At 48.2% G+C, this 22,150-nt stretch carries 20 protein-coding genes; 15 read left to right on the forward strand and 5 right to left on the reverse strand.

All coding sequences use genetic code 11. The annotated features are described in order from the left end of the window. The first annotated feature begins 107 nt into the window (after positions 1–107). On the forward strand, positions 108–4,703 hold the full coding sequence (gene gltB, locus AC5I6P_RS05660; protein ID WP_495692783.1) for a glutamate synthase large subunit: 4,596 nt from the start codon (positions 108–110) through the stop codon (positions 4,701–4,703). Positions 4,704–4,848: 145 nt separating this feature from the next. After that, positions 4,849–6,333: a glutamate synthase small subunit gene (gene gltD / locus AC5I6P_RS05665; RefSeq protein ID WP_495692784.1), complete on the forward strand. Its 1,485-nt coding sequence runs from the start codon at positions 4,849–4,851 to the stop codon at positions 6,331–6,333. A gap of 113 nt (positions 6,334–6,446) precedes the next feature. Here the strand turns inward: gltD and AC5I6P_RS05670 are convergent, their stop codons facing one another. Next, positions 6,447–6,788, reverse strand: a complete 342-nt coding sequence (locus AC5I6P_RS05670) for a 2Fe-2S iron-sulfur cluster-binding protein (protein ID WP_495692785.1) — start codon at positions 6,786–6,788, stop codon at positions 6,447–6,449. A gap of 324 nt (positions 6,789–7,112) precedes the next feature. Here AC5I6P_RS05670 and AC5I6P_RS05675 point away from each other — a divergent pair, with 324 nt between their 5' ends. The 4 genes from AC5I6P_RS05675 to AC5I6P_RS05690 all read left to right on the forward strand — a co-directional run bounded on the left by AC5I6P_RS05675 (position 7,113) and on the right by AC5I6P_RS05690 (position 12,927). After that, a complete protein-coding gene (locus AC5I6P_RS05675; protein WP_495692786.1) occupies positions 7,113–7,550 on the forward strand; it encodes a Fur family transcriptional regulator in 438 nt (145 codons plus the stop codon). A gap of 379 nt (positions 7,551–7,929) precedes the next feature. Further along, positions 7,930–9,987, forward strand: a complete 2,058-nt coding sequence (locus AC5I6P_RS05680) for a hypothetical protein (protein WP_495692787.1) — start codon at positions 7,930–7,932, stop codon at positions 9,985–9,987. A 73-nt stretch (positions 9,988–10,060) separates the two neighbouring features. Then, the gene (locus AC5I6P_RS05685; RefSeq protein WP_495692788.1) at positions 10,061–11,875 is read left to right on the forward strand and encodes a DUF3685 domain-containing protein; all 1,815 of its coding nucleotides are present in this window, start codon (positions 10,061–10,063) and stop codon (positions 11,873–11,875) included. A 239-nt stretch (positions 11,876–12,114) separates the two neighbouring features. After that, a complete protein-coding gene (locus AC5I6P_RS05690; RefSeq protein ID WP_495692789.1) occupies positions 12,115–12,927 on the forward strand; it encodes an SPFH domain-containing protein in 813 nt (270 codons plus the stop codon). A 121-nt stretch (positions 12,928–13,048) separates the two neighbouring features. Here the strand turns inward: AC5I6P_RS05690 and AC5I6P_RS05695 are convergent, their stop codons facing one another. From AC5I6P_RS05695 to AC5I6P_RS05705, 3 genes are all read right to left on the reverse strand, one after another. Next, the gene (locus AC5I6P_RS05695) at positions 13,049–13,429 is read right to left on the reverse strand and encodes a hypothetical protein (RefSeq protein ID WP_495692790.1); all 381 of its coding nucleotides are present in this window, start codon (positions 13,427–13,429) and stop codon (positions 13,049–13,051) included. A gap of 313 nt (positions 13,430–13,742) precedes the next feature. Continuing rightward, positions 13,743–14,096, reverse strand: a complete 354-nt coding sequence (locus AC5I6P_RS05700) for a hypothetical protein (protein WP_495692791.1) — start codon at positions 14,094–14,096, stop codon at positions 13,743–13,745. A 175-nt stretch (positions 14,097–14,271) separates the two neighbouring features. Next, the gene (locus tag AC5I6P_RS05705; protein ID WP_495692792.1) at positions 14,272–14,529 is read right to left on the reverse strand and encodes a hypothetical protein; all 258 of its coding nucleotides are present in this window, start codon (positions 14,527–14,529) and stop codon (positions 14,272–14,274) included. A 131-nt stretch (positions 14,530–14,660) separates the two neighbouring features. On the opposite strand from AC5I6P_RS05705, the gene AC5I6P_RS05710 reads away from it, so the two are divergent. Together AC5I6P_RS05710 and AC5I6P_RS05715 are read left to right on the forward strand one after the other, a co-directional pair. Then, entirely contained in the window at positions 14,661–15,077 is a 417-nt protein-coding gene (locus AC5I6P_RS05710) for a hypothetical protein (RefSeq protein WP_495692793.1), read from the forward strand. A gap of 345 nt (positions 15,078–15,422) precedes the next feature. Then, positions 15,423–15,671 (forward strand): hypothetical protein, encoded by a 249-nt coding sequence (locus tag AC5I6P_RS05715; protein WP_495692794.1) that lies wholly within the window; start codon positions 15,423–15,425, stop codon positions 15,669–15,671. A 33-nt stretch (positions 15,672–15,704) separates the two neighbouring features. On the opposite strand, the gene AC5I6P_RS05720 is transcribed toward AC5I6P_RS05715, so the two are convergent. Then, the gene (locus tag AC5I6P_RS05720; protein WP_495692795.1) at positions 15,705–16,667 is read right to left on the reverse strand and encodes an integron integrase; all 963 of its coding nucleotides are present in this window, start codon (positions 16,665–16,667) and stop codon (positions 15,705–15,707) included. Positions 16,668–17,136: 469 nt separating this feature from the next. Between AC5I6P_RS05720 and AC5I6P_RS05725 the strand changes: the two genes are divergently transcribed. The 7 genes from AC5I6P_RS05725 (at position 17,137) to AC5I6P_RS05755 (ending at position 22,039) form a co-directional block, all read left to right on the forward strand. Beyond that, positions 17,137–17,670, forward strand: a complete 534-nt coding sequence (locus tag AC5I6P_RS05725; RefSeq protein WP_495692796.1) for a hypothetical protein — start codon at positions 17,137–17,139, stop codon at positions 17,668–17,670. Positions 17,671–17,842: 172 nt separating this feature from the next. After that, a complete protein-coding gene (locus AC5I6P_RS05730; protein ID WP_495692797.1) occupies positions 17,843–18,493 on the forward strand; it encodes a hypothetical protein in 651 nt (216 codons plus the stop codon). Between the two features lie 253 nt (positions 18,494–18,746). Beyond that, positions 18,747–19,112: a hypothetical protein gene (locus AC5I6P_RS05735; protein WP_495692798.1), complete on the forward strand. Its 366-nt coding sequence runs from the start codon at positions 18,747–18,749 to the stop codon at positions 19,110–19,112. A gap of 233 nt (positions 19,113–19,345) precedes the next feature. Then, positions 19,346–19,924, forward strand: coding sequence for a hypothetical protein (locus AC5I6P_RS05740; protein WP_495692799.1), 579 nt, complete (start codon positions 19,346–19,348; stop codon positions 19,922–19,924). Positions 19,925–20,087: 163 nt separating this feature from the next. Next, on the forward strand, positions 20,088–20,621 hold the full coding sequence (locus AC5I6P_RS05745) for a hypothetical protein (RefSeq protein WP_495692796.1): 534 nt from the start codon (positions 20,088–20,090) through the stop codon (positions 20,619–20,621). Positions 20,622–20,818: 197 nt separating this feature from the next. Next, positions 20,819–21,502, forward strand: coding sequence for a DUF1877 family protein (locus AC5I6P_RS05750; protein WP_495692800.1), 684 nt, complete (start codon positions 20,819–20,821; stop codon positions 21,500–21,502). A gap of 222 nt (positions 21,503–21,724) precedes the next feature. After that, positions 21,725–22,039 (forward strand): hypothetical protein, encoded by a 315-nt coding sequence (locus AC5I6P_RS05755; RefSeq protein ID WP_495692801.1) that lies wholly within the window; start codon positions 21,725–21,727, stop codon positions 22,037–22,039. Positions 22,040–22,150: the final 111 nt, after the last annotated feature.

Genomic DNA, 22,150 nt, shown 5'->3' on the forward strand with positions numbered 1-22,150 from the left:
GAGCCGTTCTCGTTAGAGAATGGCTTGACTGACCGAAATGCCAGCATCCCAATCTAAGCAATCTCTTCTCTGCAACGTTCAGACCACCTTTTTTCCATCAACACACAATGAATAGAAACGGATTACCGCCGAAACAGGGGCTATACGATCCACAGTTTGAGCATGACGCGTGCGGTGTTGGATTCATCGTGCATCGATCGGGGAAGAAGTCGCACTCGATTGTAGAGCAGGCGCTGACGATTCTCCTCAACATCGATCACCGAGGCGCGTGCGGGGCTGAAACGAATACTGGCGATGGAGCAGGCATTTTGCTGCAAGTGCCCCACACCTTTCTCAAGAAGGTCGCGGCGGCTGAAAACATTGCGTTGCCAGAGATCGGGCAGTACGGAGTCGGCATGATTTATGCGTCTCCTGATCCGGCTCAGCGTCAGGAGAGCCGACGCGTGTTTGAAGCGATCGTAGCTGAAGAAGGACAGCAAGTTCTTGGCTGGCGAGATGTTCCGACACATCACTCGATGCTGGGCGACACGGCAAAGTCGAGTGAACCGTTTATGCAGCAAGTGTTCATTGCGCGATCGCCGGAGTTGACGGATGATTTGGCGTTTGAGCGCAAACTCTATGTGATCCGGAAGCAATCGCACCGAGCGATTCGGGAGCCGCAAATCGATCCTTACTGGTATCCGTCGAGTCTGTCGTGCCGCACGATTGTTTACAAAGGAATGCTGATGCCCGTGCAGGTGGGGCAGTACTATCCTGATTTGTGCGATCCCGACATGGAGAGTGCGTTGGCACTCGTGCATTCGCGGTTTAGTACCAACACGTTTCCCAGTTGGGAGCGATCACATCCCTATCGATACATTGCCCACAACGGCGAAATTAATACGATGCGGGGCAATATCAACTGGATGCACGCCCGGCAATCGCTGTTTCAATCTGAGTTGTTCGGCGATGACATCGCGAAAATTCAGCCCGTCATCAACATTGACGGCAGCGATTCGACAATTTTCGATAACGCGCTTGAGCTATTGGTTTTGGCAGGGCGATCGCTGCCTCACGCCATGATGATGATGGTTCCAGAGCCGTGGACAGCGCACGAGTCGATGAGCGACGAGAAGAAGGCATTTTACGAATATCACTCGTGTCTCATGGAGCCGTGGGATGGGCCCGCCTCGATCGCGTTCACCGATGGAACCCAGATCGGAGCCATTCTCGATCGCAATGGATTGCGTCCGTCACGCTATTACGTGACTAAAGATGATCTCGTGATCATGGCATCGGAAGCGGGCGTGCTACCGATTGAACCAGAACGGGTCGAATCGAAGGGTCGCTTGCAGCCAGGACGAATTTTTCTCGTCGATACGGCAGAAGGTCGCATCATCACCGACGACGAGATCAAAACGCGGATTGCCACTGAGCAGCCTTATCGCGAGTGGATTAACCAGCACATGGTTGAACTCGCTCAACTAAAGGATGCGCCCCCCAACGATCTATCCGCGCCCGATCCTGCGCCTGTGATTCAGCGTCAAACTGCGTTTGGCTATACCTTTGAGGATTTGCGAATTCTGCTGGCCCCCATGGCGCGAGACGGCGTTGAAGCCGTGGGTTCGATGGGCGCAGATACACCACTCGCTGTTCTTTCCGATCGTCCGAAACTGCTGTACGACTACTTCCAGCAGTTGTTTGCTCAGGTCACCAATCCGCCGATCGATTCGATTCGAGAAGAGATTATTACTTCAGCCGAAACCACGATCGGATCTGAGCGCAACTTGTTGAAGCCGGAACCCGAAAGCTGCCACTTAATCGAGTTGAAAACGCCCATTCTGAGCAACAAGGAATTGGCGAAACTCAAGCATCTTTCGGAGAACGGGTTTGAGTCGATTACCATGCCGATTGTGTTTAATCCAAGCGACGGAGTGACGGGGCTAGAAGCCGCGATCGCATCGCTTTGCGCTCAAGCCGATCACGCGATCGCGAGCGGAAAGAACATCATTGTGCTGAGCGATCGGGAGATTAGCCGCGATCGTGCACCGATTCCTGCTCTCCTCGCCGTTTCTAGCTTGCATCATCACCTGATCCGGGCGGGCACACGGACGCGCGTTGGACTAGTCCTCGAATCGGGTGAACCCCGCGAAGTCCATCACTTTGCGACGCTAATCGGCTACGGCTGCGGCGCAATCAATCCTTACCTTGCCTTTGAAACGATCGACGATATGATTCGTCAACGCTTGGTCGTCAATCTGGATTACGAAACAGCGTGCAAAAATTACGTGAAAGCCGCCACAAAAGGAGTGATTAAAGTTGCATCAAAGATCGGCATTTCGACACTTCAAAGTTATCGTGGTGCACAAATCTTTGAAGCCATTGGGTTAAATCGCTCTGTAGTCGATCAGTACTTCAGTCGAACTGCCTCTCGAATTGAAGGTGTTGATCTGAGTGTGATTGCTGAAGAAGTGATTCTGCGTCATCGTCATGCGTTCCCCGATCGCGAAGTTAACGGGCACACGTTAGATGTCGGCGGCGAGTATCAATGGCGCAAAGACGGGGAAGCCCATCTCTTTAGTCCAGAAACCATCCATACGCTGCAAAAAGCCGTCCGTTCGGGCAGCTACGACTTGTATAAGAAATACGCAGCGCTCGTTAACGAACAAAACCAAAAGCATTTTACGCTGCGGGGCTTGCTGGAATTCAAGCCGTCCCGATCGATTCCGATTGAGGAAGTCGAACCGATTGAAGCGATTATGAAACGCTTCAAAACGGGTGCAATGAGCTATGGTTCGATTTCGCAAGAAGCTCACGAAGCGCTGGCGATCGCGATGAATCGGGTCGGCGGCAAATCGAACACGGGCGAAGGCGGCGAAGATCCCGACCGCTACACCTGGACGAACGATCGCGGCGACTCGAAAAATAGCGCCATCAAACAAGTCGCCTCTGGTCGGTTTGGCGTCACGAGTTTGTATTTGTCGCAAGCGCGAGAAATTCAGATCAAAATGGCGCAAGGCGCAAAGCCTGGAGAAGGCGGACAGCTTCCTGGTAAAAAGGTTTATCCGTGGATTGCTAAAGTTCGTCACTCAACCCCTGGTGTCGGGCTGATTTCGCCGCCGCCGCACCACGATATCTACTCGATCGAAGATCTGGCGGAATTGATTCACGACTTGAAAAACGCGAATCGAGACGCACGCATTAGCGTCAAACTCGTGTCGGAAGTGGGCGTCGGAACGATCGCGGCAGGTGTTTCTAAAGCTCATGCTGATGTGGTGTTAATTTCGGGGTTTGATGGCGGCACAGGCGCATCGCCCCAAACCTCGATCAAGCACGCGGGTTTACCGTGGGAATTGGGACTGGCTGAAACTCATCAGACCTTAGTGTTAAATAACTTGCGATCGCGGATTGTCGTCGAAACCGACGGGCAGATGAAAACCGCGCGTGACGTGGTGATCGCCGCCTTACTTGGCGCTGAAGAGTTCGGATTTGCCACTGCACCGCTGGTAACCCTCGGCTGCATTATGATGCGCGTGTGTCATCTCAACACCTGTCCTGCCGGTGTTGCGACTCAAGATCCCCAACTGCGAAAGAGTTTTACAGGCGATCCAGAACACACGGCGAACTTCATGAGATTTATTGCTCAAGAAGTTCGTGAACTGATGGCAGAACTTGGATTCCGAACCCTTGATGAAATGGTTGGGCGCACCGATGTGCTGGAGGCAAAAGCTGCGATCGCGCATTGGAAAGCGAAAGGTCTTGATCTGTCCAACATTCTCTACCAGCCCGAAGCCGGGGCAGAGGTAGGTCGCTATTGTCAGATCGCTCAAGATCATGGGCTAGAAAAATCGCTTGACATGACCGTGTTACTCGATCTGTGCAAACCTGCGATCGAGAATGGCAATGCTGTAAAAGCCACCCTACCGATCAGAAACGTCAATCGCGCGGTCGGAACAATCCTCGGTAACGAAATCACAAAACGTCACTGGGAGGGACTGCCCGAAGATACCGTGCAGCTTCATTTCCAAGGGAGCGCAGGTCAAAGCTTTGGTGCATTTGTGCCCAGCGGAGTCACGCTTGAATTAGAGGGCGATGCCAATGACTATTTTGGTAAAGGGTTAAGCGGCGGCAAAATCATCCTCTATCCGCCTAAAAATTCAACCTTTGTTGCCTCCGAAAACATCATTGTCGGTAATGTTGCGCTTTACGGTGCAACATCTGGTGAAGTTTATATTTCCGGCATTGCAGGAGAGCGATTCTGCGTTCGGAACTCTGGTGTCAATACGGTTGTCGAAGCGGTTGGCGATCATGGATGCGAATACATGACCGGAGGCAAGGTTGTTGTATTGGGCGAAACCGGACGCAATTTTGCTGCCGGAATGAGCGGTGGATGCGCCTACATTCTCGATGAGAAGGGTGACTTTGCAACGCGATGCAATACCCAAATGGTTGGACTCGAACCCCTGGAGGACGCGGAGGATATCGACACCCTCCGGCAATTGATTCAAAATCACGCCAAGTACACGGGAAGCCAAAAGGCAAAAGATGTTCTTGCTAACTGGGATGCGCTGCTACCGAAGTTTGTCAAGGTGATGCCCAGAGACTACAAGCGCGTGCTAGAAGCCTTGCAAAAAGCCCTGGCAGACGGTCTGAGTGGTGATGAAGCTCTGAGTGCTGCGTTTGAAGCGAATGTTCGCGACGTCGCCCGAATTGGGGGCAGCTAGAAAGAAGAGAGGATAAAGGCTCTAATGAAATCTCTAGTGTGTTCATTAGGGCCTTTTCTCTCCTAATTTCTTGTCTTTTTCATTTCTTATCCCTTGTCCCTACACTCAACAGACCCGTTCTACTTTTTCAAAACTTAAATCAACCATGGGAAAACCAACTGGCTTTATCGAATACCTGCGCGAGTTGCCCTCAGAATTGCCTCCTCGCGATCGCATTCACAATTGGGACGAGTTTCATCTGCCAATGCCAGAGGAGAAACTCCGCAATCAGGGCGCGCGTTGCATGGACTGTGGCACACCGTTTTGTCACACGGGAAGCTTAATTAGCGGCATGGCAAGCGGCTGTCCGATCAACAATCTGATCCCGGAATGGAATGATCTGGTCTATCGCGGACTCTGGCGCGAAGCCCTCGATCGCTTGCACAAAACAAACAATTTCCCAGAATTTACGGGTCGCGTTTGTCCGGCACCGTGTGAGGGATCATGTGTATTGGGGATCAACAATCCGCCTGTGACGATTAAGAATATTGAACATGCGATCGTCGATCGAGGTTGGGAGGAAGGCTGGATCGTTGCTGAGCCACCAAGCAAGCGCACCGGAAAAAAGGTGGCGGTGATTGGGTCGGGTCCGGCGGGTCTTGCGGCGGCGGCTCAACTGAACAAAGCAGGGCATTGGGTCACGGTTTACGAACGCGCCGATCGTCCGGGGGGACTGCTGATGTATGGCATTCCTAACATGAAGCTAGATAAGGAAGACGCGGTTCTGCGCCGCATCAAACTCCTCGAAGACGAAGGCATCACCTTTGTCTGCAACACCGAAGTTGGCAAAGATTTACCAACCGAGAAACTGCTGAGCGATTTCGATTCTGTCGTACTCGCGATCGGAGCAACGAAACCCCGTGATTTGCCCATCGAAGGGCGACATTTAACGGGAATTCACTTCGCCATGGATTTTCTAACCGCGAATACACAATCAGTATTGGACAAAAGCCCACACAAAAATTTCATCTCTGCTGAGGGTAAAGATGTTGTGATCATTGGCGGTGGTGATACGGGAACGGACTGCGTCGGCACATCGATTCGTCACGGCTGTAAAAGCTTAGTTCAGCTCGAAATTTTGCCGAAACCACCGTCCGAGCGATCGCCCGATAATCCTTGGCCCGAATGGCCCAAAGTTTACCGCCTCGATTACGGACAAGAAGAAGCGGCTGCCACGTTTGGGGATGATCCGCGTGGATATCTCACCACGGCAACTCACTTTGAAGGCGATGAACACGGTCACGTGAAAGCCGTGCATACGGTGCAGGTGAACTGGGAGAAAAACGACAAAGGGCAGTTTATTCCCCAGCCGATTCCGGGAACCGAACAGGTGTTGCCTGCCCAACTCGTGCTGCTGGCAATGGGGTTTTTAGGGCCAGAGCAACCTTTGGTCGAGACAATGGGACTCGATCGCGATGCCCGCAGCAACATCAAAGCGGAACATGAGCAATACATAACCAGCATTCCGGGTGTGTTTGCGGCAGGAGATTGTCGTCGCGGTCAGAGCTTAGTTGTATGGGCAATCAATGAAGGGCGCGGCGTGGCGCGGGAGTGCGATCGCTACCTCATGGGCAGCACCGATTTACCCTAATCCAACGTAAAAGTGCAAAGATCTCCGATTTCTTCAAAAAATTGGAGATCTGGATACGCTTTTGGGTTCACGGGCTGAAATATTCCTTCAACTTGCGAATGGGCAGACCAAACTCAAGACGCCTGCTCCTCAGCGTTTTTGTAATACAACGACGAGTGATAAAGTACTTGCTCTTGATGAGTCAACAGGGTGCAGTCAGCGCGTGGATAAGCAATGCACGGAAGCACATATCCCGCTTCTAGTTCTTGAGGGCGCAAAAACGACTGCTCAGACTGGTCAACTTCTCCCTCAACCAGTTTTGCCACACACACCGAACAGTCTCCCTGCTGACATCCCGACGGCAGACGAATACCCATTGCATCTGCCAAATCGAGAATATATTCATCTTCTGGAACTGAGATCGTTTGATCTAAATTGATGTCAGGGTTGATTAACCGAACCTGATATACTGCCATGCTTCATCACATATCCACGCCTAATCTTTAGAGTACGAGAATCAGAGTCGCGAGAATCGGCCGACATTTCCAATCTTGTAAATATTCCAATCTTATAAATATTTAAGTCTAAAACAAACTTGTAGCGAGTTTGCTTTAGCATGTGTTAGAACTAAAGCAGATGAGCTACATCCTTCTAAAGATCACATTAATAAATAATGTTTGAACTTGGAAATGTTTGGACTTAAATTGTGGATTCTTTCATCACAAAAAATGGTTAAGCTCTAACATCATGCTTGAAGGATCGCTTGTTGCTGTTAAACCCGTGAGCATTGCTGTCACCTGATGAATACTCAGACTCCTGACTCCAAACCTATTCGTTCCCTAGAAGATGCCCTAGAGCGGTGTCAGAACTTGGGAATGCGCCTGAGCCGCCAACGGAAATTTATTCTCGAACTGCTGTGGCAAGATCAAGAGCATCTTTCGGCCCGAGAAATCTACGATCGCTTAAATCGGCAAGGGAAAGAAATTGGGCACACCTCGGTTTATCAGAACTTGGAAGCGCTTTCAGAGCAGGGGATCATTGAGTGCATCGAGCGATCGGACGGTCGGCTGTATGGCAATGTCAGCGACGCGCATAGCCACGTCAACTGCATGGATACTCAGCAGATTTTAGATATTCACATCGAGTTACCCGAAGAGTTACTCCGGCAGGTGGAAGCTCAAACAGGGGTGCGAATTACTGAGTATCACATCGATTTCTTTGGTTACCGCAACACCTAGTTCGCTCTTTTGACGGGGTGAAGCATCATTACGTTATGCGACTCTTTCGCTTCGGGAAAGGGTCGTTTTTTGGTGTAATTGAGCGACCAGTGACTTTTTTCGCGATCGCTGCCCCAGTTTTTGAAATTCGTGGTTCAATAGCGTCAAGCCCTCAGTCCTTCAAAGTGTTAGACGTTATTTGCTTGCTTGTCTTAGCGATTTATTCTACGATCGCTCACCGTTAATATCTCCCGGAATGCCTGGTTCTAATTGAGGATAATGAGTAATCAACGCAGACCGAGCTTGGCAGCGGCGGCAAAATTGACCGCACCGTAAGCTGAAAGTTGGACGTGTTTTGCATCTGTGCGGCTATTTCGCTTCGTAATGTTTTCCGCGATTCATGGCTAGAAAAACCCCTCCCCGCCCTTGGCTTCCTTTTCAGAAGCCTCATGACAGAAAGGAGCATCATCCTGATCGTTCTGCCCCTAGTTCAGTTCTCACAGATGATGATTCGGAAACACCACCCGCGCCGCCTCAGAACCGCACAGCTATTGTGGGTCGGGCTGTGTCTGCGCGCTCTAGAAAAGTGCTGACGCGGCTTCGTCCATGGGCAGCAGAGTGGAAGTGGCCACTGATCTGTCTTGCGATCTTGACGACCATGGGTGTAACCGGGGTCGGTGCCTTTATCTGGCTCTCGAAAGCGCCCCCTGCGGTGGACTGCAAGAAGATTTCTGCTTGGTCAGTCGATTCGGAGCGGCTGTTTTGTGCCCAAGAGTCGGCAGCAAGCGGTAAGCCAGAAGATCTGATTAGCGCGATCGCGCTGGTCAAAGGCTGGACAACTGAGAATCCGCTCTATGGTCAGGCGCAACTCTTGCTGCAAGATTGGTCGAACGCGCTGTTGATTGTGGCTCGCGATCGCGTTGCTCAGCGGGATGTGAAAGGCGGTATCGCCCTCGCGAAGCAAATTCCATCGACTAGCCTGAGCTACAAAGATGCTCAAGCCTCGATCGTGCGGTGGCAAGAAGAATTTAACAAAGGACAAGTTCTATTTACTAAAATCCAGGCCGACCTTAAGAAACAAGATTGGAATCAGGCTTCACAACATTTAGCCCAACTGAGCTTAAATACTGATCCCGGCTGGCAAGATCGCATCACCGAGATCCGACAGCAAATTAACACTGAAAAGCTAGCCGCAAAACTGTTTAAGGACGCTCAGGTGTTTGCAGCAGCCAATCCGCCAGGGCTGCTAGGACAAGCGATCGCGTTGACTGATCCCATCGATCGCAAGACGTTTGTGTGGGGCAGAGCTAAAGCTGAAGTGGTGAAATGGCGAAATACCATTTTCTCTCTGGCACTAGCTGAGCTAGACAAATCGAATATTTCAAGCGCGACTACCTTGATCAACTCGATTCCAAAGAGCGTCCAGTTAACCTCGGCAAACGTAGACTTCGTGCGGCTCGTTCGCGGAAAAGAAGTAGATAGCAACAAAGACTTCTCTTCCCCTTCGTTGGACAAAGCTGCGCCCGTGCTGCTGGCTATTCAACTCGTTCGACAGATCGACAGTAAGAGTCCGTTCTACAGTCGCGCTAAAACCTTGCTGCCACGTCTAGAAGCCCAGCTTCAAGATACCCTGTCTCTGAACTGGTCGAGTGTGTTGGCCAACCTTCAGCAAGTGCCCACGCTAAAAATGGCTGTCGATCAGGCAAAGTCGATTAAACCCAACCGTCCGGGCCGGATCTATGCTCAAACGCTGCTGGCTCAATGGCAAAAAGAATTGCAGTGGATGGAAGACCGTCCGGTGCTGAAGCAAGCGCGACAAATAGCAAAATCGGGCAAGGTAGAGCCGTTGCGATCGGCAATCGCACTGGCGAGCGTGATCAAGCCAAAACGCGCTTTGCGTCAGGAAGCTCAGACCGATATTGCCCAGTGGACGTATCAGATTCAGGTGATTGAAGATACGCCAATTATTACGAATGCCAAAGCAAGTGCGGGAGCAGGCAGATTGGGAGAAGCGATCGATGTAGCGTCGCAAATTCGTCCGGGTCGAGCTTTGTATGGAGAGGCTCAAACTCTGATTTCGGGCTGGGTGTACGAGATTCAACTGGCAGAAGACCGTTCGACGATCGCTCAAGCGACTCGACTGGCGAATATCGGCTCGCTGACGCGCGCGATCGATGTTGCCTCGACGATTTATGCCGGAAGACCGCTCTATGGCGAGGCACGAGGTTTGATCTCGCAGTGGGCAGCCCAACGCGCCGAAATCTGGCGGCAGCGTGAGCGGGACTACACGCCTCCAGTTTCAGATTCTGCCTCGGATTCTTACGATTCGTCGGAGTCATCGCAAGACTATCAGAGAGATGATTCAAGAGATGATTCGAGAGATTCAGATCCCGAGCCGTCTCAGCAGTCTGATGATCCCACGCCGTCTTCTAACGATGATGCACCGCCGCCGCCTTAGTTCACTGAAGGTTAATTCACTGAAGGAATGAGAAGATTATCATTGGCTTATCATTCCTGAGCACCGTTTCTTCATGAGCACTGTACCCGTAACAATTCGAGTGATGGTGATTGACCCCGATCCGGTGTTTCGGGCAGGGCTGATCAACGGCTTGAGTCGATTTACAGACATACAGGTCGTGGTTGAGGCGGCAAATTCTGCGATCGCTCTTGCGAATCTTCAGCGGCTCGAATGGCGGGGGCCTAACGAGTCTTCGTTCGTGCTGCGTACCTCGTCGGAGGTTAGCCGAGCCAATCCTTCGGAGCTTGGCGGAGCTAATCGCGACCCGATCGACCTGATTGTGGTGGGAGCCAGTTTAGAAACGTGTCAATCTCTCAAGACTCGGTATCCCCAAGTGCCGCTGCTCCTGATCGAGCCATTGTCCGATGCGGAAGTGTTGATCGCGTTTCAGATGGGGATCGAAGGCTACTGCCCTAAGGGAAGCGCGATCGCGGAGTTTGAAATTGCCATTCGGGATGTGGCGACGGGTCAGCGCTATTGGCGTCCAGAGCGGTTAGAGCAGTTGGCGATCGCGGCGGCGCAAATCGAACAGCCTGGACTGTTGGCAGTGATTCGCCAGCATTGGCGAGCGTCGAGTCTGAGGCAGATTGATGCTGCCTTGAGCCAAATCAACGCTCAACTGCAAAATCCTCGGCTATCGGCGTTAGATCAGGTCTTTCTAGCGGGACGCCGCCGGGAGCTAAGAGCGGCGCGATGGCTTGCAGAACGGTTATTTGCGACGGCTCGACCCGTGCCGTCCTCAGGAATGCCGCTTCCGATGGATCAACTCCCGGCGTCCATTCCATCCCTGTCTATTCCTCCGAGGGACATCAGTAGAGACACAAATAGAGACATAAGCTCGGTGGAAGTCGTAGAACCGTCTCCATCGGTAGCGGCTTTTAGCGCTTCGCGCAATTCCTTTGGGGTCGCGTTCGATCGGATTGCGACTCAACTGCAATCTAGTCTAGAAAACTTGACCGATCTTCCTTTAGAAATTGACATTCTGAAGCAGGAAAAAAAACGGGAGTTATTTTTTATTATTCTGCGTCAGTTAGAAGCCGTACTGGATGAACTCCGATTTTCTCAAGTTCAAATCACTCAATTGGAGGAGAAGCGCTCTGCTGTATTACAAGATTTATGGCAAGCGGTGGTGATGAATTTTTTTGGTCGTTACTATACCTTGACGCTAAAGAATCGCGATGTTGAAGTTGTTCCTGCGATTCTTCAAGAGGCCGAAACGGTGCGGACTGAAATTTTAGATCAGATTCCGTTGGTTCAGGAGGTCTTCAGCCATCTCTTGTTCCAAACGCCATTGATGATTGAGCAGACCGCCTATCAACCGGAAACTCCTGAAGCCATCAATCGAACGATTGACATTCTAGAAAACCTGATTATTCAAGTTGCTAACGCGGTGATTCAACCGTTGTTAAATCGATTTTCTAACCTAGAGGCAATTAAGCGAGGATTCTACGATCGCCGCTTGCTTTCGACGCGCGACATTGAGCGATTTCGGAATGACTTATCGTGGCGATATCGCGTCGAGCGCTATGTCGCTGAGCCGAAAGCAATTTTTGAAAGTCGGTATCGACTTTGGATCTTTTCTGACTACGGAATCGAGCGGCTCGTGATTTATTCTCCTCGTAATGATGAGTTAGAAACACTGTCTGGAGTGCAACTCGCCGTTACGTTGGCACTAGAAACCCGAGACGCGATCGCGCCTAGAGTGAGAGCCGCGATCGCGTTTCTTGGAAGTGGAATTGTCTATGTCTTAACTGAGGTAATTGGTCGGGGAATCGGCTTAGTGGGACGCGGAATTCTCAAAGGAATTGGAAAATCAGTCCGAGGATAAGCGAAAAAATGCAAGGTCAGAGTTCTGATTGGCAAAGAAGCAGTCATAATAGAGCTACTTGAAAACTAGGCTACGAAAACGTCTTGATGCCTGATTTAACGGGTCTAAAGATGATTCAAAGTTTAACGTTTCTTGCCTTTCGTCTATGAGTAAGTCTAGAGTTTAACCGCAGCGATTAGACTCATTCAACATCTATTTTAAGTTCATTACGTTAATGCGGGTCGAATAGGAGCATTGATATGCTGGAACTAGCTGGTGCATTCATCTTAATTGTCGTTGGCTATCTGCTGGGCGCGGTCAAGGTCATCGAGCAAGGAGATACCGCGATCGTGCAGCGGCTAGGAAGGGCAAAGCGCGTGCTAGAACCTGGACTGAACATTGTCATTCCGTTTCTGGATACTGTTCTAGTTGAAACGCTGCGAGAACAGCTTTTAGAAATTGATCCACAGAACGCGATTACGAGCGATAGTGTGCCGATCAGAGTCGATACGGTGGTGTTTTGGCAGATTCGAGACATTCAACTGGCCTATTACGCTGTTGAAGATTTAGAAGAATCGCTGAGGCAGTTGGTGTTTACCAGTCTTCGGAATGAGATTGGTCAGCTTACCCTAGAGGATGTTGTTTCAAAACGCAACGTCATTAATCAGGCGCTCTCAGAAGAATTAGATAAGGCAACCAAAAACTGGGGCGTGAAGGTAATTCGGGTCGAGGTGCAAGATATTATTCTGTCCGATACGATTCGGGATTCGCTAGAGAGACAGCAGGCCGCCGAGAGCGAACGAAAAGCGACACTGGCAAGAACCTCGGCAACGGTGGAGTCAATTCAACAACTTGCAAGGGCGTTACAAGGGCAAGCGAATTCTGAGGAAGTGTTGCGCTATCTGATTGCTAGAGATTTTGTCAGCGCTAATCTGGAGCTTGGAAAGAGCGATAATTCTAAGATTTTGTTTATGAATCCGGGTGCGATCAACGAGGCACTCACGGATCTGCTACACCAGGATTCCCCTCCGGATGGGTCACAGAATGGTTTGGGAGATACAAGCATTAATTAGATGGAGCGAGGCTTTGTCTTTCATCCTCTAGAGGATGTTTGAGAGGCTGCCGGTGATGACCGGGCAGCAATGCAGCGGAGAGACTTCCAACACTTTGCAAAGATCCTCTGGGAACGTCGCGCTACGGTTGGTCGCATCGCAGCGATGCGACCAACCGTAGCGCGGACTTGTTTGCCTGTACAAGCACTTTAATAGCTGCAGAGTACAGCAACAATGCTTCGCATTGTTGCTGGTGTATTAAGGCATATTGTTCTAGTAAATTTGGTTCATCTTCTTGGGGTGCTTCCTCTATTTCTTGGAGCGATCGCTCTATCAGGGCTGCCATTTTTTGACTATGTTGTTGAATTTGTTGCCCTGCATCTTCGATGATCTCTGCCTGTGCTCTGGTTAGCACTCGTCCCTCTAGAGACCTTGCTATCCTCTCAAATGTTTTACCGTGATTGCCAACGGTTTGCGCATGTTGAAGCGCTCGCTGAAAAGATTGCTGTGAAACAATAGGCATACTACTTCTAACCAGCAAAAACTTCTATTACGTAAGATCCTAATTTAGGAATGGCGGTAGTCTGTCTGCTAGCGGACGGAGTTGTATGTAACCCTTTGGGGTTACCTTCACCACATTGAAGCTCGTTGATTTTCGCACCTCACATTTCCTCGGCTTTTTGAATGTTTGTTTCTCGCCAGAGCTTGGAGAAAGGTCGAGAGTTTGAGCGATCTTTAAACAGCAACAAAAATTCGCCTAATCTCAAATGGATCAAGTCGAACTTAGACCAATGTTATTAGACCAATGTTATTAGACCAATGTTATTAGACCAATATTAATTTTCCGAGTAGTTAAACGGAGGATGTAAAACCGCAGACAAGCGCCGCAGACAATCTTCTCTTTTGTAATCAGCGCAGGCTGTAGCTGCCTCACTAATAATTGTAGGAAAATTACTTTGATTATCTGATTGACTGACTATAACCGCACTCGCGAGGTAGCTCAGACACCGATAGTAGGAATCGCTCAGAGAAATAAGTCTGAACGCTTTAACCCTGTCATATTCACCCTGTAAAAAAGATGCATGACAGGTTTTCTCGATATTGCTATCTCCAGTACCCAATTCATCCAAAACCATTTTAATTTGCGGATGTAATTCTGTTGTAGCTTGTGCCGTTTCTTGTGTGTTCATAATGGCTTCCATCCTGTTTTGATTTTTTAGTTTCTATTGATCAACTGTATAACAGCAGCCTTAATTTAGTTTGATTTGAGAATAGTACGATCTTAGATTCTGTTACAAGAATTTGGGAATTCGACATAGAGCAAAAAAAATTATCTTTGGCAGATTAGGTTGAAACCGCGCCAACTCATGGAGCGATCGCCTCAACTCGCCGATTGATCGCGGCAACTTGTCGATTGATTGCGTCAACTCGTCGATTGAACGCGTTAACTGCACGAGCGATCGCGTTAACTGCATGAGCGATCGCTCCAATTCGTCGATTAATCGCGTCAACTTGTGGAGCGATCGCTCCAATTCGTCGATTAATCGCGTCAACTCGTGGAGCGATCGCGGCAACTTGATGAGTGAACGCGATCGCAACCTGAAAGATAAATAGTTCAGTCAAATGCCTTGAGTAGAAATACTAGAGAATTTTGACGGCTTTATTAGATTGCTCAAAGTTTACTTATTTGTTCTCAAGGAAATCTCTGCTTGGACTCGTTAGATTGCGGTAGAAAACTTTAGAAAAATAAAACAATGACGCGTCCTAAACGTGGCTCTGCAGTGGTGAGCGAAGCGCAAAAACGTGCGGCTGGAATGCACGCCATTAGTGAAACGCTTGATTTTGGAGATGGGCTGAATTTAAGGGTCTATGATGCAAAGATTGCTTCACTAGATTCTCAAGTGTCTGCTTACAATAACCTACTCGGTGCTTTGGATAAGCTAACGGGTGAAATTACGTTGGCAGAGCAGGAGTTGAAGACCTATTCTGGCAAGATGTTGATGTGTGTTGCCGCTCGCTATGGCAAGACCAGTTGGGAGTATGGCGAAGCAGGGGGGTCTAATAATTCACAGCGCCGTAAGGCGGAAGGTAAGACGACTCCTGATGAGACTGCGCCTAGTTTGGCAAAGGCGGAAACGAATGGCAAGGCGACGAGTAAAACTCTGAACTAATGTCTAGGCTGGTTTTGCTTAAGGGTGGGTTGGTAGGTTTCTGTCACCCACTCACAAAAATTGATCGTAATCGACTTGACGACGACTGAGTAAATCCTCTACGCTCACAAATTAAGTTGTCTCATCCATTTCTGTGAAGCGGAGACAACGGTTGTCCAAAAATCTAGCGTCGTCCAAAGTTGCTGGTCACAGCTTTGAACGACTAACCGCCCAACGCTGTTCTAGCCAGCGCGGGGGCTAACGAGGGATCATAGCATCTCACTAGCCACCCCTGCTTTTCGCTGCGTTTCGGGGGTGGCTAGATTTTTGGGCTTTCTTCCCATACACCATTAGGAGAAGCCCAAAATGAATTACAGTGTGCAAGGTCTTGTATCACGGTTGGAGAACGAGTCTAGCAATAGCGATCGATTACGCTTATTAGCGATCGGCTCACGGGAAGGTGTCATTGAAACGATACACACGTTGCATGTGTTGGGCTATGCAGAAGCTGGGGCGTGGAGTCCAGTGTTACCTGTACCCAACTCGACTGAGGTGATGAGTATTTTGACGAGGCAACGATTAGCGCAGAGCGCAACTCCAAGGGAATCAAGATAAGCATCTGGAGAAGGTGTCGCAGAGGCTCATCTCTTAATCGAGTGGACTGCGAACACCTTTTCCACCTCGGTTAAGGACATGAGTATAGATCATGGTAGTTTTTACATCTTTATGTCCTAGCAATTCTTGCACCGTCCGAATATCGTAGCCATCTTCTAACAAGTGAGTTGCAAAGCTGTGGCGCAGGGTATGAACGCTTACCCGTTTCTCAATGCGTGCAGCAACAACCGCTTGTTTGAGGGATCTTTGCACCCCAGTTTCATGTAGATGATGACGACGCACCATTCCACTGCGAGGATCACGCGATCGACTAAACGCAGGAAAAACAAATTGCCAAATCCAAGCACGGTCTGCACTAGGATATTTACGCTCTAAAGCAAACGGCAAGAAAACGGAGCCATACCCCTGATCCAAATCTTGCTGATGCAGTTGCTTGACCTTTCTTAAATGCTGCTGAAGGGGTTCGATCAAGCTTTCTGGCAACATTGTCACGCGGCTTTCATTCCCCTTGACATCGCGCACCACAATTTGACGATGAGCAAAATCTAGATCTTTCACCCGCAACCGCAATCCTTCGGTTAGCCGTACTCCACTGCCATAGAGTAGTTTGAGCAAGAGTTGAAACACCCCAGAAGTCTCTTGCAAGACTGCCCGCACTTCAGTTTTACTCAAGACGGTGGGCAGATATTTTGAACGCTTCGCCCGCATCGCATTAATCGAATCATCGAGTGGTAGCTTGAGTACTGATTGATAGAGAAACAGCAACGCACTCAGCGCCTGATTTTGAGTTGAAGCTGCGACCTTTTTAGTAACTGCAAGATGAGTGAGAAAGGCTTCGATTTCTGGAACTCCCATATCTTTAGGATGCTGCTTGTTGTGAAACAGGATATAACGGCGAATCCAATTTACGTAGCTCTGTTCTGTGCGGTAGGAGTAATGCTTGAGGCGAATGACATCACGAACTTGATCTAGAAGCTTTCTGGGACGGGTTTCCATAGATTAGGGAAGTCAACATCTGAGTACTAATGAACTAATCATAGGGTCATGCTCAGTAAGGGGTGGTAAAGATTTGCTGAAGGAATAGCAATGCGCTTCATAAATGGAGCTATTATCCCAACAATCAATCTATATAACCTGCTGCACAGAGATCTTAGCCGGATCTTCGTCTGTCTAATCACCCATTTTGGGGTGTTATACAGATCTCTGTCTGCCTATCGTTCCGATTCGGAGTGTTATGCAGATTGTCGTCTGTCTAATCACCCAGTTTGGGCAGATATACAGATCTCCATCTGGATAACGTTCTGATGTGAGGCGTTATCCAGATGAAGATCTGTCTAAGATCCCAATTCGGGCGAGATAGACAGAATAGGAAGGGCTAGATCTATCTAAAAAAGAGTTATGCCGCTTAGTCTCCGGTAGAGGGGCAGTCTGAATCTCATCTGTTTGTATTGGAGGTGAAGCTAGCATGAGTGAGTTTAGTGAGTCATATCATCTACGTGAAGCCTCTCAAGAAGATGCTGTTCAGTTGCTGCAAAGGGCAGGATTGAATGGGATTGTTTTTCCTTCAAATAACCAGTGGACAAGTTTTGTCCCAACAGGGCAAGATTGGGAAGGTCTGCCAGCGATCATTCAAGCAAATCTTGGCCTGTTGCTGCATTACTCCTATGGTGAGGATCACGGTTGGGTTATCGAAGTTTACGAGGGTGCAGAGCGTCAAATGGTGTTTCAACACTGGTGGGATGATTCCTTAGACGAGGAATTTGATGATCTGAGCGCATCTCGACCACCTAATAATCCAGATCTCAATCTGTTGACTCAATGGATTCCGCAATCTCCTGAAAATGTTGAAGCTCTGCGAGAGTGTCTCATAACTGACGGTGAGGACAGAGCTTATCGCTTTGCTCATCTAATTGGGTTGGAGTATTTCAAATGGCTATCCCCTAATTCCTGGAGTCACAATCCAGACAGTTCGCGTAAGCCAGGAACTATCGAGGTATGAGCAGTATGAAACGCAGCATAACAACCCGGTCGGAGCGGACTTTTGAAAGATCCTGGTTGTGCTGCAAAAGTTGTTAGTTGCCGCTCAACCGGAACGTTAGGCTTCAAATCGTCGCGAAGAATATGCTTTTAGGGAATCCTGGAGGCTGAACCTTTCAAAGAAGATTAATATTATGTGGGCAACTTGTATTAACGAATTAGCTCCTGCTGAATGCCAATTGAAGGAGGAAGTACCAAAATTCCTGGTGAAAGCTTTCAACGCGGCAGGTATCTCCGAGCAGTCTGCAATGGTTTATCCTGTCCGTCCAATTAGATTTTTGGGAAGTTGCAGCACAGGACTATACCTTGATTGCCCCAATATTCCTGAAGAACACATAGATCTTTTTCATGATTGTGGTGGCGATGATGACCCAGCAAACTACGATATCGGAAAATATCACTGGTTTGACTTCGATATTGTAGGTTTAGACGGAGCGGTTGTGGAGGCAAGGTTGGTTTTCAATGAAGGAGACGCTGATTGCAATGATGGTTTATGGGGAGCCGTTTGGGAGCGTAATACAGAAGCGCTCATTGCAAATATTACTAATGATGTTGAAGAGGCAACAGTAGCAGTTGCTTCCCAGAGATATGCTGATATGTATGAATCTCAGGATATTTGGATTCCAACAGATTTTGATAAGAAGCATGGCTACGACCCACTCCCTTGTGGTTCAATGCGTTATGCCAATAACCTAAAACTAGAAAAGATTATAGGCTTGGCAATTAGATTATGCAGTGCGTGTAGATCCAGAAGAACTTATACAAGATTTTGTTATGACGAATGACAAGGTTCATTGCATCGGTCATGTACAAAAGCCTAACAATCGCGCTGCACCGGAACGTTATGATATCGTCAGTTAATTGCAAAGGTTATCTGCGTCCGGTGAGCGCGATCGTTCTACTGCTGAAATCGTAAGGGTTAGGACAGCTTATACGCAATTGCTTCTACGCAATGCCTGGCTCCATGAGTTGCTACTGAATTAGATTGGGAACTATACAAGTCAGAGCATTCTATTGACGATTTGGGAAAACCCGACAATGAGCGGTACAAAAGAACAGAACGATACATTTTGCCTAGATCTTATTGAGAATACCGAATCTGCTGAGGTCTTACCTTGGCTGCAAGATGACAGTAAGCCGAGAAGCTTAGGTGTTTTGAGAGGTACAGAAGAATCTATCGAATTCGTTCAAGAAGTATTTGATGCAGGCGCAGTTCAAGTTTTTGCTGTAGAGATTGATGATGAAGGAGATTTTGAGAATACTGGCAAGTTGTGCATTGAGTTACCTGATGATCCTGATCTGCGCCAGAGCGTGCTGAATTGGACAGGGGAAATTGCACGCGAACAAGGATATGAGCAAGAGCTGGATATTGGGCAAAAGTACGTTTTTGTAATGTTGGATTAGTAGAGAACTGAGAAGCCGCAGTATGACAGTAGAACAAGCGCCATGCAACGGACAAGCAATGATTGCTGGTGTGGAAGCAAAGCTGTAGGTTGCCGCTGATGGCGATCGTTATACGGCTTGAATCCTGGGTGAGAGTGTCCTTGAGAGAATAACTGGCGAGATTGTGAAGTTAAATTGGCATCATATTGTTCAAGATGATGAAACTGAGCAGATTCAGATACTAGCTGGGACGTATGAGTACGACGAGTAGCCTCTACGCAGAGGTTTGGAGAAATAATCAATGGGAACCAACTCCAGCGCCAAGATGGTCAAAAGGTAAGCAGGTTCCTGTTTGCTATATGCGTCCTGGTACACCATACGAGTTATACGCCGCTTTGGTCGGCTTCCATCGCCGCGAACTCTATCATCTTGGGCACACAGAAGAAATAGTTCCTCTTTCCAAACCACGCGGTTTTCCAGAGGATATGAATGCTGTTTACAAGGAGTATCTTGAAAATAATTGGTCTAGCCTAAATCGTTATCTCACTTGGTTCATGGTTCAAGAGGTCATTGATTATGATTGGGACAGGAAATTCCCGCCCTGTACTGGGTATGTGAAAAGTCAGTATGCTCATTTATTTTGTAGTTCAGCTTCTTTCCCGGATAGTCTTCCAGACGATGAACCTGTTTACATGACGAAAAGGGAAGGGACAACCGAGGTTGCATGGGTAGAAAGCTATCGTGAGTTTGTAGGGTGTGTGGACTGGTTTGTTGAAGAGTTACTAAAGTTGGGCAATCCAGAAGAAGTAAGAATCATTTTCTGGCTTCACTGAATCAGCGATCGCCGTATAACAAGTGCGTTGCAACGGAATGAGTACAGCTTTTGGTGCTGAGTTCGATGTTATTTGCATCCGCTGAACGCAATCGTTATGCCGCTTAGTCTCCGGTAGAGGGGCAGTCTGAATCTCATCTGTTTGTATTGGAGGTGAAGCTAGCATGAGTGAGTTTAGTGAGTCATATCATCTACGTGAAGCCTCTCAAGAAGATGCTGTTCAGTTGCTGCAAAGGGCAGGATTGAATGGGATTGTTTTTCCTTCAAATAACCAGTGGACAAGTTTTGTCCCAACAGGGCAAGATTGGGAAGGTCTGCCAGCGATCATTCAAGCAAATCTTGGCCTGTTGCTGCATTACTCCTATGGTGAGGATCACGGTTGGGTTATCGAAGTTTACGAGGGTGCAGAGCGTCAAATGGTGTTTCAACACTGGTGGGATGATTCCTTAGACGAGGAATTTGATGATCTGAGCGCATCTCGACCACCTAATAATCCAGATCTCAATCTGTTGACTCAATGGATTCCGCAATCTCCTGAAAATGTTGAAGCTCTGCGAGAGTGTCTCATAACTGACGGTGAGGACAGAGCTTATCGCTTTGCTCATCTAATTGGGTTGGAGTATTTCAAATGGCTATCCCCTAATTCCTGGAGTCACAATCCAGACAGTTCGCGTAAGCCAGGAACTATCGAGGTATGAGCAGTATGAAACGCAGCATAACAACCCGGTCGGAGCGGACTTTTGAAAGATCCTGGTTGTGCTGCAAAAGTTGTTAGTTGCCGCTCAACCGGAACGTTATGCCACGAACAAACTAATCTGCTTTAGAGTGGAGCTACTTGTAGAATCAAAAACAATCATTCAAAAGCCAAGGGTTAATTGAGTACTCAGTATTGCTTATGTCCTCTGATGCCTACCTAAATCAAGTCTCACCTTATCTGCTTGATCGTTTCAAAAAATATCCTGCTCTTGTAGATCTGTTCTGTAATGCTTGGAAACTCAAGGAGCAGATAAATTCAGGTATTGAACCGTGGGTGGCAATTCAGGAAATGCAGGATGAATATGCAGATCTGATGCAAGGATACTATGAATTTCAATTGCAACCTACTGACTTTGAACATATCAAAGCAGATATTCCCTTAATCTTGGCTGAGTCCAGATTTCCAACATTTAATTTGGGAACTCGTAGCGCTGTTGGTGGTGGATGGGACTCTTTACATATATTTTTAGCTGGCACTCGTGAGCCAAACCCTTCATTTTTAGTGAATCAGGATAAAAGCATTAGCAGTTATTTATTCGTGAATCTTGTAGGGGGAGGTCAAGAAATAGGTAATGATCTTGGTTACGGTAAGCCAAGATTTTTTGAGGCTGAAGCAGTAAAAGAGATAAGCAAGGCTTTGAAGGAGATTGATAAGGATAATTTTCAAAGACGATGGCAGTTTATATCCGATATGAATGGATTTTCCACTACAGTGATGACAGACGAGGATGTTACGGATTTTGTTGAGTTTCTCCGAGATCTCAGGAAATATCTCAAAGATGCGGTAGAAGAAGGAGATGCCCTACTACTTACCGTAAATTAAGGTTGATGAATAAGTCTGGACAAAGCCATATCTGATCGGTGTGGGGAAAGTCAATCATCAACGCACCACATAACAATCGCACTGCACCAGAACGTTGCAAGATGGTTGGTTGAGTCGCAAAAGCTGTCTGCGTCCGGTGAGCGCGAACGTTAGACCGCGCTGTTTGCTTTATTCAAAACTTGTGTATCTGTGTATCTATGGTGAAATTGCTACAGAAATCTCATGAGTAGACTTATTGGGTGTGAAGTTAATAGTGGTTGCCAAATAGTTTGGAAGTATAGGCTTGGTCAGCCCTCAGAAATGCACAGAATCAGCACTGAGTTAGGTATCGGAGAGTATCAGCAAGTAGGCGGACTTGAAGATAGGCTTATCCTTGCTAGGAGTGACTTAAAAAACCTAGAAATGCAAGTGCAGATGCTCAAAGAAACTAAAACGACTGATGAAGATAAATGGTTTATTGCCATGATTGAGGCGATTCGAGATTGCATTCTCATAAGCCCAAATCAAGAGCAGTTCATTTTTGAGAGTGATCTCTAGTAAGCTGTAGTCGTAGATCCAGTCAACGGAAGCAACCCTTCTTTTTTGCTCTGTTCGCTTCAGGCAATCGCCACTTCTACTATCCAGAGTAAAATAGAAGAATAATGTTGA

The sequence above is a fragment of the Myxacorys sp. genome (genome assembly GCF_059501405.1).